General features: G+C 67.3%; 8 protein-coding genes. 5 read left to right on the top strand and 3 right to left on the bottom strand.

The annotated features are described in order from the left end of the window. Positions 1 to 32 precede the first annotated feature (32 nt). From speG to zigA, 3 genes are all read right to left on the bottom strand, one after another. Complete coding sequence (gene speG / locus HNR01_RS03995; protein ID WP_003598947.1) at positions 33 to 581, bottom strand: spermidine N1-acetyltransferase; 549 nt, start codon at positions 579 to 581, stop codon at positions 33 to 35. An 81-nt stretch (positions 582 to 662) separates the two neighbouring features. Beyond that, positions 663 to 956, bottom strand: coding sequence for a hypothetical protein (locus HNR01_RS03990; RefSeq protein ID WP_183666761.1), 294 nt, complete (start codon positions 954 to 956; stop codon positions 663 to 665). A gap of 4 nt (positions 957 to 960) precedes the next feature. Then, entirely contained in the window at positions 961 to 2,181 is a 1,221-nt protein-coding gene (gene zigA, locus HNR01_RS03985) for a zinc metallochaperone GTPase ZigA (protein WP_183666759.1), read from the bottom strand. Positions 2,182 to 2,397: 216 nt separating this feature from the next. Here zigA and HNR01_RS03980 point away from each other — a divergent pair, with 216 nt between their 5' ends. The 5 genes from HNR01_RS03980 (at position 2,398) to HNR01_RS03960 (ending at position 14,081) form a co-directional block, all read left to right on the top strand. Then, the gene (locus tag HNR01_RS03980; protein ID WP_183666757.1) at positions 2,398 to 3,024 is read left to right on the top strand and encodes a TetR/AcrR family transcriptional regulator; all 627 of its coding nucleotides are present in this window, start codon (positions 2,398 to 2,400) and stop codon (positions 3,022 to 3,024) included. A 72-nt stretch (positions 3,025 to 3,096) separates the two neighbouring features. Further along, positions 3,097 to 3,576 (top strand): DUF2852 domain-containing protein, encoded by a 480-nt coding sequence (locus tag HNR01_RS03975; protein ID WP_183666755.1) that lies wholly within the window; start codon positions 3,097 to 3,099, stop codon positions 3,574 to 3,576. A 248-nt stretch (positions 3,577 to 3,824) separates the two neighbouring features. Beyond that, positions 3,825 to 5,630: a malto-oligosyltrehalose trehalohydrolase gene (gene treZ / locus HNR01_RS03970; protein WP_183666753.1), complete on the top strand. Its 1,806-nt coding sequence runs from the start codon at positions 3,825 to 3,827 to the stop codon at positions 5,628 to 5,630. Beyond that, positions 5,627 to 10,567, top strand: coding sequence for a malto-oligosyltrehalose synthase (locus HNR01_RS03965; protein WP_183666751.1), 4,941 nt, complete (start codon positions 5,627 to 5,629; stop codon positions 10,565 to 10,567). The genes treZ and HNR01_RS03965 overlap by 4 nt, the downstream gene beginning before the upstream one ends. A gap of 139 nt (positions 10,568 to 10,706) precedes the next feature. Beyond that, complete coding sequence (locus HNR01_RS03960) at positions 10,707 to 14,081, top strand: maltotransferase domain-containing protein (protein WP_183666749.1); 3,375 nt, start codon at positions 10,707 to 10,709, stop codon at positions 14,079 to 14,081. Positions 14,082 to 14,123 lie beyond the last annotated feature (42 nt).

The raw sequence follows: 14,123 nt of genomic DNA, 5'->3' as shown, positions 1-14,123 counted from the left end.
GGCCCGTCGGGGCCCGTTTTCGTTTGAGGTCGTCAGGTCTTGAGAACCGGCTCGGCCACGTCGCCCGCACCGCGCTCGGCCAGGTAGTGGGGCTGGAACAGACACATGCGCACCGCGTCGCGGTAGCGACCGTTGACGAAGAACTCGTCCCTCAGGATGCCCTCGGGACGGAAGCCGCAGCTCTCGTAGATGCCGGCTGCGCGCTTGTTGTCCTTGTCCACATGCAAATAGAGCTTGTGGATGTTCAGCACCTTGAAGGCGTAGTCGATAGCGATGCGCGTGGCACGCTTGGCGTAGCCCTTACCCTGATGGTCAGGGTGGATCGCGATCTGGAACTCGCAGCGTCGGTGCAGGTGGTTGATCTCAACCAGCTCCACCATGCCCGCCGGCTCACCGCGCTCCGTGGCGATGATGAAGCGTCGTTCGGTCTGATTGTGGATGTTGCGCTCGTAGAGCTGCGCCAGTTCGGCGAAGGATTCGTAAGCCTCCTCGAACCAGTAGCGCATGATGCTGTCGTTGTTGTTGAGCTGATGCACGAAGAGAAGGTCTTCGCGTTCCAGCGGTCGCAGTTTGATACTCATGTCCGCACTCGGGCCGGAGCAGAAAGGGTTGGCCTCCGGCCTACTCCCATGCCGACCAAGACGGAATGATGAAAGCCGGCTCTAAACCGCGCGCAGACAAGCCTCCTCCTCCGCCAACGCTTGGGCGGCGACTGCGTCGAGATCGTCGAGCGGGCCGCGGAAGCGAAGGGCCCTCGTCGGCTCGCCGACCCGCATCACCAGCACAATCGTTTCCGTGTCGGGACAGCCGGGATCGGCGCAGGCGATCTCGTTGACGGAGAGCGCATCCGCTTCCGTCAGAGCCAAAGCCGGACGCAACTCGGCTTTCGCCCGTGCGGCCGCCTGCGCCAGTGCGACCGATCGGGCGCGCCAATCCTTCAGGCTGATGAAGGCCATGACGTCACGCGACCGCCCGCTGCCAGACGGGGAAGGGATCGGGCAGGTCGCGATAGGCGTCCGGATCGAAACGCCGGATCTCGGCAGAGCCGACGAGGCAGGCATCGAGCGCGGCGGTGATCGCCTCGCGGTCCATGCCGCGGCCGATGAAGACGAGTTCCTGGCGCCGGTCGCCCCATACCTCGCTCCACACCGTGTGAAGGCGCTCGTGGAAAACGGCCTCTTCGGGCCAGCGCTGGCGCGGCACGGCCGCCCACCAGAAACCCATCGCGCTGATATGCGCGACGGCACCGGCCAGCGAGAACTCGCCGACCCATTCGGGACGGGTCGCGAGCCAGAAATGTCCTTTTGCCCGGATCAGGCCCGGCCACGTCGTATGGGCGAAGGCCTGAAACTGGTTCGGGTCGAACGGTCGGCGCGCCCGGTAGACGAAGGACTCGATCCTGTACTCCTCCGTCTCCGGCACGTGCTCGTGCGCGCCGTAGAGTTCCTTGAACCAGAGCGGGTGCTCCTGCGCCTTCTCCTCGTTGAACAGGCGGGTATCGAGGATCGCCTGCGGCGGCACCCGCCCATGCGAGGCTTCGATCAGGCGCGCATCCGCGTTCAGCCCCCGCACCACCGATCGGACGAGGTCGAGCGTCTCCGATGGGACATCGTTGGCCTTGTTGATCACCACCACGTCGGCAAACTCGATCTGCTCCACCAGGAGGTCGACCAGGGTGCGGGTGTCGTCGGCCCCCGCCATCTGCCCGCGCTGACGCAGGAAATCGTTCGACCCGTAATCCCGTAGCAGGTTCACCGCGTCGACCACGGTCACCATCGTGTCGAGCCGAGCGACGTCGGCGAGCGCTGCGCCTTCCTGGTCGCGGAACGAGAAGGTGCTCGCGACGGGCAGCGGCTCGGCAATGCCGGTTCCCTCGATCAGCAGGTAGTCGAAGCGACGCTCGGCGGCGAGGCGCCGGATCTCGGCCAACAGGTCGTCGCGAAGGGTGCAGCAGATGCAGCCGTTGGTCATCTCGACCAGCCGCTCATCGGTGCGGGACAGGTCCGCGCCGCCGTCACGGACGAGGTCGGCGTCGATGTTCACCTCGCTCATGTCGTTGACGATCACCGCGACGCGCCGGCCCTCGCGGTTGTTGAGGACGTGGTTGAGCAGCGTGGTTTTGCCGGCACCAAGGAAGCCGGACAGCACGGTGACAGGGAGGCGAGGATCGGGAGACGACATAGACATCCGCAGCGATGGAGAAAATGTTACTATATAACGTTTCATCTTTGCGGCACGGTCAAGCCTCGTCGGCGGAAAAGACGGTCGACTCGTAGACCGACTCGATGGAAAAGGCCGAGGTAAGATCGAGCGGAACGGCCGGCGGTCGTCGGGCGTGACCGCTGACGGGTCTCAGTGGTTAGCGATACGCGATCTGGCAGCGCGAAGGAGTGACGGGTGCGACCCTGGCGCGAGGGACCGGGAGACCGGCGCAGCTACCATCACGGCAACCTCAAGGAAGCTCTGATCGAAGCGGCGCGGCGTTTCATCGCCGAGCGCGGCATCGGCGGCTTCACGCTGGTCGACGCGGCTCGACTGGTCGGCGTCACGCCCGCAGCGCTCTACCGGCATTTCCGCGGCCGGGAGGCGTTGTTGGAGGAGGTGGCGGGGCGTGGCTTCGCCGATCTTGCCGACCGGCTCGCCCGGGCGCTGACGAGCCGCGGCACACCGCTGGAGCGTTTCACCCGCATGGGCGAAGCCTATCTCACCTTCGCCGAGGAGGAGCCCGGCTACTACGCGGCGATCTTCGAGGTACGCGGTCAGGCCGTTCCCGCCCCAGCCTCCGTCCGGCCGAACCCGTTCGACCTCCTCGTCGAAGCGCTCCGCTCGACTTTTCCCGACGGCTTCGACGGCGTCGACCCGCGCTTCCTCGCTCTCGAAGTCTGGGCGCTCTCCCACGGTATCGCGACGTTGGCAGCGGCCGGTCAACTGCCGAAGCCCGGTCCGGACAAGTACGAGTTGCTGCGCGCGGGCGTATTGGCGCTGGTTCATGGCGCCGGCGGACGGTCGCGCGAAATGCCCTGAGCGGGGACTTGAAACGGCCCAGGCGGCTCCGCATGTGAATGTTGTTCACATTCACACCTGGAGCCCCGAGCCGTGAACACGTCCTCCACCACTCCCTGGTCCTGCGGCGCGTCTCGCCGGAGCGGCCCTTTTCCCAAGCGTTCCTTGGAAATCGGCGCGATCGTCGTCGCTTTCGTCTACTGGTGGCCGATTGCCGTCGCTTACGTTGCCTGGAAGATCGCGGGTTACCCCGCGCTCAGCCAGATGAAGGAGTTCGCCAATAGCGGCAGCTTCAGCTTCGTGGGCGGCGATGGCCGGTCGCGCTTCGCCCGCGCCTTCGAGGCGGCCAAGGGCTATTCCGGCACCGGCGCGACTTCCGGCAACTGGGCCTTCGAAGAATATCGCCGGGCCGAGCTGGAGCGCCTGGAGGCGCGTCGTCGCGCGCTGCAGGAAGAGAGCCAGGCCTTCGCCGCGTTCGTCGAGGAGCTGAAGCGGGCCAAGGACCGCGATCAGTTCGATGCCTTCATGGCCAAACGTCGCTCGGAAGGCGGCGGTCCGACCATCAACGCCTGATCTCGGCCTCAGACTGACACGCGACTGAGAAGGGCTTCCCGCCGAGTTCGGCGGGGAGCCCTTTGCATGTCCGGAGCCTTTCGCGTGCAGTGCAGCGATTCCGTCACCCCGGGCGGTTGTCGCAACCCGCCGGCGCCATAACTGGCGCTGCTGGGAACAAGCGGACGCCGCGCGCCTTGTGAGACACAGAAGCGGCCGCCCAGCCTGAGCGACGATCGATTCTTACTCCAGCGGAGACCGGTGGCCTGATGCGGCGCGCCCATGCGATGCGGTTCGGCAGCGAGTTGGCCGAGGATGGTGTGCGGTTCGCCCTGTGGGCGCCGACTGCCAAGGACGTGACCCTCGTCGTGGATGGGGCCGACCATCCGATTCCCGATGTCGGCGAGGGATGGCGCCGGACCACGCTCCCCGGCGTCAAGGCCGGTGCGCGCTACGGTTTCCGCATCGACGGCGATCTCGTGGTGCCCGACCCGGCCTCGCGGTTCCAGCCCGAGGACGTGTCCGCTCCGTCCGAGGTGATCGATCCGAACGCCTATGCGTGGTCGGACGGCGAATGGACCGGACGCCCGTGGGAAGAGGCGGTCGTCTACGAAGTGCATGTCGGTACCGCGACGCCCGAAGGCACCTATGCCGGCTTGGAGAAGCGGCTCGACGATCTGGTCGATCTCGGCGTGACGGCAATCGAGTTGCTGCCGCTCGCGGATTTCAAGGGAACGCGCAACTGGGGTTACGACGGCGTTCTGCCCTATGCCCCGGATTCAGCCTACGGCCGTCCGGAAGATCTGAAGCGCCTGATCGATACCGCCCACGCCAAGGGCCTGATGGTCCTGATCGATTGCGTCTACAATCACTTCGGACCAGCCGGGAATTACCTCCATTCCTACGCCAAGACGTTCTTCACCGAGCGTCATCAGACTCCCTGGGGTGCCGGCATCAATTTCGACGGGACGGAATCAGGTCCGGTCGTGCGTGACTACTTCATCGAGAATGCACTCTACTGGCTCAAGGAATACCATTTCGACGGTATCCGCTTCGACGCGGTGCATGCGATCCTCGACGACTCCGAAAAGCATTTCTTGGCCGAACTCGGCGAGACGATCCGCAGGACGTTCCCGGATCGGCATGTCCACCTGATCCTGGAGAACGAGGCCAATCAGGCCCGATGGCTGGAGCGGGACGACGGGGGACTGCCGGTGCTTCACAGCGCACAATGGGCGGATGACCTTCACCATTGCTGGCATGTGCTGCTGACCGGTGAGGATGCCGGCTACTACGCGAGTTTCGCCGACCGGCCCGTCGAGCATCTCGCCCGCTGCCTCGCCGAGGGCTTCGCCTATCAGGGCGAGCCGTTCCCGACTCTCGACAACCATCCCCGCGGCGAGCCCTCGGGACACCTGCCGCCTTCCGCCTTCGTCACCTTCCTCCAGAACCACGATCAGGTCGGCAACCGCGCGCTCGGGGAGCGGCTCAACCATCTGTCTGATCCGAAGAAGCTCGCGCTCGCCCGCGCCGGTCTGCTCCTGGCGCCGCAGATCCCCATGCTCTGGATGGGTGAGGAATGGTCGGCCTCGGCGCCGTTCCTCTTCTTCGTCGATTTCGCGCCGGACGAGGAGCTGAACAAGGCCGTTCGCGAGGGGCGTCGTCGCGAGTTCAAGAGCTTCGCGGCGTTCGCCGACGACACCTCCGTCATCCCCGATCCGACCGAGGCCAAGACCTTCGAGGATTCGAAGATCGATTGGGATGAGTCCGAGGCCGAGCCGCACCGCGCCGTCTGGGCCGACACCCGAAACCTTCTCCAGATCCGCCGACAGAGCGTGGTGCCGCTCACCAAGAGTCGCTTCCTCGGTGCCAAGGCTGAGATCCCGGCGCCGGGCGTAGTGGACTGCACCTGGCGTTACGAGAACGGCTGGCTGCGCTTCGTTGCCAATGTCGGGGACGACGATGTCGCGGCGGATGCCGACGGAGGTCAGGTGATCTGGTCCAACGGGGCATCGCGGCAGCCCATGCAGCTTCCGTCCTGGACCGGTGTGTTCCTGATCGGGGGCGCCAAGTGAGTCTTTCGGACGTGAGTATCTCGGACGTGAATGCCCTCGAACGCCTCGCCGATCTCGTCGGCATCGCCGACGGTTTCACAGACGCCTTCGGGCAACGGGTCGATACGCCACTCGATGTTCGCCGCGGCATGTTGGAAGCCCTGGGCTTTTCCGCCGGTGACGACGAAGCGGTGCGCCGCAGCCTTGCTGCCGTCGAGGCGGTGCGTGCCAACGTCGTTCCGCCGCTGCTGGCGGCCGAGGCACGGCGCGGCCTGCGCGTGCCGGTTCGAATGGGCGTCACCTCGGGTGCGGTGGCATGGCGGCTGGTGGATGAGCACGACCGCTCCCGAGAAGGACGCGCCACGCTCACTCCCTCCGAGCACGGCGCCGGCTTCGACCTGCCGCCCCTGACGCCGGGCTATCACCAGCTGACGGTGACCGTCGGCGACCGCCGGGCGCAGGCCTGGATCGTCGCCGCCCCGCAGAAGTGCTGGCGCCCGCGCGCCTATGCCGAGGACGGCGCCCGCGACTGGGGCCTCGCCGCCCAACTCTACGGCCTGCGCTCGCCGAACAATCTCGGCATCGGCACCTACGCCGATGCAGGCCGCGCCGCCCGCGACGCCGCGCTGCGCGGTGCGTCGTTCCTCGGGCTTAGCCCGGCCCATGCCCTGTTTCCGACCGACCGGGCCAAGATCTCGCCCTACTCGCCATCCTCGCGGCTCTTCCTCGAAACGCTCTACATCGAACCGGGGGCGCTGCCGGGCTTTGCCGGCAGCCGCGCCGCAGCACTGCTCGAGAGTCACCGCGCCCGCATCGAGGCGCTGCGCGACACCTCCCTCGTCGATCATGCCGGCGTGTGGGAGGTCCTGTCGCCGATCCTCGAAGCCTATTGGGAGGATTCGGATGCCAGGGCCGGCAGCGATGCCGGCTTCGCGGCCTTCCGCGAGGAGGGCGGCGAGAACCTCGAATCGCACGCCACCTTCGATGCGCTCTCCGAGCACTTCCGACGACAGGGCGCGCACTGGCTCGGCGATTGGCCGGAGGAGTACCGCCGCGCCGGCACCGACGCCGTGCGAGCCTTTTCGGGAAGCCACGCCGAACGCATCGGCTATCACGTCTTTTTGCAGTACCTCGCCGACAGCCAGCTCAAGGCGTCGTCCGAGTTGGCGCTCAAGGCCGGCATGCGGCTCGGGCTCTACCGCGATCTCGCGGTCGGCGCCGACCGGGGCGGTTCGGAGATCTGGTCTCACCCCGAGCGCTTTGCCAACGGTGTTTCCATCGGCGCTCCACCGGACCTGCTCGCGCCCAAGGGGCAGGATTGGGGGCTACCGGCCTTCGATCCGCTGGAGATGGAGCGGGATGGCCTCAAGGCTTTCCGCGCCCTGGTGAAGGCGAATATGCGCCACGCCGGCGCGATCCGCATCGATCACGCCTTTCAGCTCGCCCGCCTGTTCCTGATCCCGCTGGGCCGCTCTGCGCGCGAGGGCGCGTACGTAGCGATGCCGTTCGAGCCGATGCTGGCCGTGCTGCGTCTGGAGAGCCACCGCGCCAAGTGCCTCGTCATCGCCGAGGATCTCGGCACCGCGCCGGAAGGCTTCTCGGATGCGCTGATGCAGTCCGGGATCCTGAGTTATCGGATCCTCGCCTTCGAGCGGGAGCACGGCGGTGCCTTCAAGGCGCCCGAGGCCTATCCGAAGGATGCGCTCACCGCGATCACCACCCACGATCTACCGACTTTCGTCGGCTGGTGGAGGGGTGTCGACACCGACACCCGGCAGTCGCTGGGCCTCTACGACGCCGACCGGGCGGAGGCCGAGCGCACCGAGCGCGTCGCCGAACGGTGGCGTCTCTCGGAGGCCCTGGCCGCCCAGCAGCTCCTGCCGAGTTCCGAGCCGCCCGAGCACGCACCGTTCGAGGCCGCCGCCCGTTATCTCGCCCGCGCGCCGTCGATCCTGACGGCCGTTCAATACGAGGACGTGGTCGGCGAGCTCTCCCAGGCCAACGTGCCCGGCTCGACCGAGGGCTACCCGAACTGGCGGCGCAAGCTCGACCGCAACCTGGAGGCCATCGCGGCGCCCGGCGGTCCGCTCGCCAAGCTTGCCGCCGCCCTCTCGGCGGAGGAGCGCGGGCCACGCTCGGGCGCCGCACGCCTCGCCTCGGCCCCGCCGCGGGCGACCTACCGCCTGCAGTTCCACGAGGGCTTCACCTTCGCGGACGCGGAGAGGATCGTTCCGTACCTCGCCAAGCTCGGGATCAGCCACGTCTACGCCTCGCCGCTGCAGCGGGCGCGGCCGGGTTCGACCCACGGCTACGACATCGTCGATCACTCGCAGATCAACCCGGAGATCGGTGGCGAGGAAGGCTTTCGCAGCTTCACCGATGCGCTCCACGCGCATGGGCTGAAGCTCCTGCTCGACATCGTGCCCAACCATATGGGCGTTGGCGGCGCCGACAATCCCTGGTGGCTGTCCGTGCTCGAATGGGGCGGCCTGTCCCCCGCGGCCAATGCCTTTGACATTGATTGGGAGCGGCTCGGCGCCAACGGAAAGCTCGTGATCCCGTTCCTGGGCGAGCGCTACGGGGAGGCGCTCGAGAAAGGCACGCTGGATCTGAAGTTCGATGAGGCGGCGGGCGCCTTCAGCGTCTGGCACTACGAGCACCAGTTCCCGATCTGCCCGCTCCAGTACCCGACGATCCTGAACCGGGCGCTCGCGGCCCTCGGCGAGATCGGCGACGACATGTCGGCGGAGGTGCTCGCGATCACCGAGCGCCTGCGCGCCATGGGCGAGGAGACCAACCCCGAGCGCCGCCGGGCCATGCCGGAGGCCGCCGAGGAGCTGAAGCGTCAGCTCGCCGGCGCCGTGCGGGCCTCGCCGCAAATCGCCGCCTCGATCTACCGGGCGCTGCATCTGCTCAACGGCAACCGCGACTACCCCGATTCCTTCGGGCCGCTGCACCGGCTGCTGGAACAGCAATCCTACCGGCTCGCCCATTGGCGGATCGCGTCGAGCGACATCAATTATCGCCGCTTCTTCGACGTGAACTCGCTCGCGGGCCTGCGCGTCGAACTGTCCGACGTCTTCGCGAAGTCGCACGACCTGCTGTTCCGCCTGATCGGCGAGGGCCGGATCGACGGGCTGCGCATCGATCACATCGATGGGCTCGCCGACCCGCTCGGCTATGCCCGCGCGCTGCAGGCCGCGGTCGGCCCCGGCTTCTACATCGTGGTCGAGAAGATTCTGGAGCCCGGCGAGAAGCTGCGCGACTGGCCGGTCGCCGGCACCACCGGCTACGACGTGCTGAATCAGCTCGACGGCATCCTCGTCGATCGCGCTCTGAAGCCGCGGATCGAGAAGTTCTACCGCTGGGCCACGGATATGGACGAGCCTTACGGCTTCCAGTTCCGGGCGGCCAAGGCGGAAATCCTCGAGATCAGCTTCGCCTCGGAACTCGAGGTGATGACCGGCGACCTCAAGCAGATCGCCGATTCCGACCGGCGTACGCGCGACTTCTCCACCAATGCCATCCGTCGTGCGCTGATCGAGATCGTCGCGCGCTTCCCCGTCTACCGCTCCTACCTGCCGGGTGATCTCGACGAGACCGAGATCGAAGCCGAGGACGTGCGGCTGATCGAGGGGGCCGTGCGGAAGGCCAAGCGCTGGAGCGCCTTGCCGGACCGGTCGGTGCACGATTTCGCGGCCGATGCCCTGCTCGGTCGCATCGATGTCGGCGGCGCCGGGCACCCGGACCAGCAGGTGGTTCTGCGCTTCCGTCGTCGCTTCCAGCAGCTCACCGGCCCCGTCATGGCCAAGAGCCTGGAAGACACGCTGTTCTACCGCTTCGTGGAGCTGCTCGCGCTCAACGAGGTCGGCGGCGATCCCGGCGAGTACGGGCTCGACGCGGAGCATTTCCACGCGCTCCAGGCAGCGCGCGCCCGCGACTGGCCGAACGCGATGATCACCACGGCCACCCACGACACCAAGCGCGGCGAGGATGCGCGCTCGCGCCAGCTCGCCTTGTCCGAATTGCCGGAGGAGTGGGCCCGCGCCTGGGACACGTGGCGGCGCGCCTCCGAGCCGCATATCAAGCAGGTCGAGGGGGAGCCCGCCCCCGACGCCAACGACCAGTGGATGTTCCTCCAGGCGATCCTCGGCGCGTGGCCGCTGGAGCTTCTGGAGCGGGACGACACGGGTGCGATCGAGGAGTTTCGTAAGCGGCTCGACGCCTATGCCGAGAAGGCTCTGCGCGAGAGCAAGCGCCGGTCGAGCTGGGTCAACGTCGACGAGGGCTACGAGGGCGCCGTCCACGCGCTCTTCGCAGCCCTGATCGCTCCCGGATCGGACTGCCTCGAACGGCTTCGGCCGCTCGTGCGCCGGCTCGCCTTTCTCGGCATGCTCGCCGGCCTCGGCCGCACGGTACTCAAATGCACCTTGCCGGGCATTCCCGACACGTATCAGGGCACCGAGTTCTGGGACTTCTCCTTCGTCGATCCCGACAACCGTCGACCGGTCGATTACGCGGAGCGGTCAAGGGCGCTGGAAGCTGGCGGCACGCCGGCCGACCTGATCGGCGCATGGTCGGACGGTCGCGTGAAACAAGCGACGCTCGCGCGCCTGCTTGCCGACCGGGCGGCGCGCCCGGCCTTCTATGCCGATGCCGACTACCGCCCGCTCGCGGCGCAGGGCCAGCGCGCCGAGCACGTCATCGCCTTCACCCGCTCGGCGGCGACGTCCGGCGCGGACGATCTGCTGGTGGCGCTCCCCCGCCTCGTCGCACGGCTGACGCCCGAATCAGGTTGGTCGGGCGAGGCCTTCGCCGGAACGGTCCTGCCGGTGCCGGACGGCAGCCGGTGGGTCGACGTGATCGGCGGCGGCGAAGTCACAGCCGAGGGCGACCGGCTCGATCTCGGTCGGCTCTTCGCAAGGCTGCCCTATGTGGTGCTGCGGCGGGCCGCTTGAGGGCGGCGCTCGGTAAGCCCGGTCATAGGCACAGACGCGGTGACCGAACCGGGGTCGCGAGCGTTTCCGGAGCGCGGCTCCGCGGCCTTCCAACCATGAGAACGCGCCAAGGCGTGAAGCGACAAGACGGAGGCGATCGATGAACGCACCGAACACCGCGATGGCGCCCGCGACCCGGACCGGGGCGGAAACGGTGGCCCTGCCGGCCGCCTTCGCCCCGCGCGCCGAAGGTCCGCGCATCTACAACCTGTTCCCGCTCCTCGTCGGCACGGTTTCGGCCTGGACGGCGGAACTCCCACGCATCGCCGCCCTCGGCTTCGACTGGGTCTATCTCAACCCGTTCCATCAGACCGGCGGATCGCGAAGCCTCTACGCCGTGGCCGATCTCGACGCGCTGGACGAGCGCTTCCGCGACAGGGATGGCACGCCCGACGACGAGCAGATCACCCGCTTCTGCCGGGCGGCGGAGTCGCACGGCGTCTCGGTGATGAGCGACCTCGTCATCAACCACACCGCCGACAATGCCCGCCTGTTTCACGAGCGGCCCGATCTGTTCGTACGCGACGCTGAGGGCAAGCCGGTGAGCCCGGCGGCGATCGATCCGGATGATCCGTCGAAGCGCACGGTCTGGGGCGATCTGATCGAGCTCGACTACCATTCCGACCACGCCCGGGGGGAACTGGTCCGCATCTTCGACGGCTACATCGCCCGGCTGCAGCGCCTCGGCGTTCGCGGCTTCCGGTGTGATGCTGCCTACAAGGTGCCGCCGGATGTCTGGCGCGCCCTGATCCAGGCGGCCAAGCAGCGCGAGCCCGAGACGCTCTTTGCGGCGGAAACTCTCGGCTGCACGTTCGAGGAGGCGCAGGCGACGGCCGGCGCGGGCTTCGACTACCTGTTCAACTCCTTCGCGTGGTGGAATCTCAAGGCACCTTGGGCGCTCGAGCAGTACGAGCGGCTGCGGGTGGTGGCGCCCTCCATCGCCTTCCCCGAAAACCACGACATGGCGCGCCTCGCCGCCGACATCCCCGGCGGAGCGGAGGCGGTCGCTCGGCGGCTGAAGGCGCGCTACGCCCTCGCGGCCTTCTTCTCGGCCGGCGTGCTGATGCCGATCGGCTACGAGTGGGGCTATCGCCGCGCGCTCCACGTGGTCGAGACCGATCCGGGCTCGCGCGAGCACGAGACAGGCATCGACATCTCCTCCTACGTGGCAGCGATCAACGCGTTGAAGGCCGAGGTTCCAGCGGCCAATGTCGAGGGTGCGCAGATGCGGCTCTCGGCGCCAGACGCGCCCTTCACCGCCCTGTTCCGCACCGATACCGGCCATTCCGCCTCGGCGCATTCGGCGACGCTCGTGCTGTACAATCCGGGCGAGGTTCCGGCACCCGTCGATGCGGGCCGCCTTATCGAGCGGACCGGCGGTCAGCTCGGCACCTTCATCGACCGCACGCCCGAGGCAGAGCCGATCGCCTTCCATCCGGGTGCCAGCATCGACCTCCTGCCGGGCGAACTGCGCATCCTTGTCGCCGAGCGCGCCAAGGTTGCCGCCCCGCCCCCCGCGACGACGCCTGCGGGCAAGGGCCGCGTCGTGATCGAGGCGGTGACCCCGGAGATCGATGGTGGGCGTTCGGCGGTGAAGCGCGTCGTCGGCGAGCAGGTGCGCGTCGAGGCCGACATCTTCTCGGACGGCCACGAGATCATCAACGCGGCGGTGCTTTCCCGCGTGGTCGGTGAGGAGACGTGGCGACGCGACCCGATGGTGTTCGTCGACAACGACCGCTGGGCCGGGCACTTCCCGCTGGAGAAGAATGCCCGCTACGAATTCACGATCGAGGCGTGGCGCGACGGTTTCTCCTCCTGGGTGCGTGACACCCTGAAGAAGCGCGACGCCGGCGTGGACGTGCGCCTGGAGACGATCGAGGGTGTCGAGCTGATCCAGATCGCTCAGGATCTGGCCACGGGCGCCGACGAGCAGCGGCTCGACGCGCTGATCCGTTCCCTGGCCGCCGAGCCGGAGGGCTCGCCCGTGATCCTCGAAAAGATCCTGGCGCCGGACTCGACGGCGCTGATCCGGCGCAACGCCGAACGGGTCAATCTCTCGCGCTATCCCGTCAACATCCCGGTCATCGCAGACCGGCTCGCGGCACGCTTCTCGGCCTGGTACGAGATCTTCCCGCGCTCGCAATCCGGCGATCCGAACCGCCACGGCACCTTCCGGGACGTGATCCGGCGACTGCCCGAGATCCGCGAACTCGGCTTCGACGTCCTCTACTTCACCCCAATCCATCCGATCGGGAAGACCAACCGCAAGGGCAAGAACAACACCCTCAAGGCGCAACCCGGCGACGTCGGCTCGGTCTACGCGGTGGGCTCGGAGGAGGGCGGTCACGAGGCCGTTCATCCCGAACTCGGGACGCTGGAGGATTTCCGCCAGCTCGTCGCCGCGTCCCACGCCCACGGCATGGAGGTCGCCATCGACTTCGCGATCCAGTGCTCGCCCGATCACCCCTGGATCAAGAACCATCCGGAATGGTTCGAGTGGCGCCCCGACGGCACCCTCAAATTCGCCGAGAATCCGCCGAAGAAGTACGAGGACATCTCCAACGTCCACTTCTACGGCGGCGCGCTGCCCTCGCTCTGGATCGAGCTACGCGACATCGTGCTCGGCTGGTGCGCGCACGGCGCGCGCATCTTCCGGGTCGACAACCCGCACACCAAGCCGATTCCGTTCTGGGAATGGATGCTGCGTGAGGTGAACGCGCAGTACCCCGACGCGATCTTCCTCGCCGAGGCCTTCACCCGGCCGAAGATGATGAAGAAGCTGGCCAAAGCCGGCTATCAGCAGAGCTACACCTACTTCACGTGGCGCAACACCAAGGCCGAGTTGACCGAGTATGCGCTGGAGCTGGCCGGGGAGATGGGTGAGTACTACCGGCCGAACTTCTTCGCGAACACGCCGGACATCAATCCGTACTACCTGCAGACCAGCGGCCGACCGGGCTTCGTCGTCAGGGCTACGCTGGCTGCGACGCTGTCCTCGATCTACGGTATCTACAACGGCTTCGAATTGTGCGAGGCCGCGCCCTATCCAGGCAAGGAAGAGTATCTCGATTCGGAGAAGTACGAGCTCAAGGCGTGGGACTATCACCGTCCGGGCAACATCCGCGATCACATCATCAAGCTGAATCAGATCCGGCGCGATAACCCCGCCCTGTGGGATTTCCGGAACATCCACTTCACCGGGGCCTGGAACGACAACATCATCGCCTACGCGAAGGTGACGCCGGAGCGCGACAACTGCGTGTTCGTGATGGTCAACCTCGATCCGAAGAACCGCCAGGAATGCACCTACGAGGTGCCGCTGTGGCTGCTTGGCCTGCCCGACGACGGCGCGGTCGAGGTCGAGGATCTGCTGCTCGGCTACAGGTTCGAGCTCTACGGGAAGAACCACCGGATCGCCCTCGATCCGGCCGACCGATCGGCGATCGTCTGGCGGCTTCGTCCCCGGCGTTCCTGAGGACGCGCCCGTGCCGAAGCGGCCTCCACTTTCGGTGGGGGC

This window comes from Methylorubrum rhodesianum, assembly GCF_014199985.1.
Classification (GTDB): Bacteria; Pseudomonadota; Alphaproteobacteria; order Rhizobiales; family Beijerinckiaceae; genus Methylobacterium; species Methylobacterium rhodesianum.
This window is presented reverse-complemented; position numbering and strand designations above follow the sequence as displayed.

Coding starts and splice junctions, on each gene's coding strand:
- speG (WP_003598947.1), bottom strand. CDS start 581: ATGAGTATCAAACTGCGACCGCTGGAACGCGAAGACCTTCTCTTCGTG.
- HNR01_RS03990 (WP_183666761.1), bottom strand. CDS start 956: ATGGCCTTCATCAGCCTGAAGGATTGGCGCGCCCGATCGGTCGCACTG.
- zigA (WP_183666759.1), bottom strand. CDS start 2,181: ATGTCGTCTCCCGATCCTCGCCTCCCTGTCACCGTGCTGTCCGGCTTC.
- treZ (WP_183666753.1), top strand. CDS start 3,825: ATGCGGCGCGCCCATGCGATGCGGTTCGGCAGCGAGTTGGCCGAGGAT.
- HNR01_RS03960 (WP_183666749.1), top strand. CDS start 10,707: ATGAACGCACCGAACACCGCGATGGCGCCCGCGACCCGGACCGGGGCG.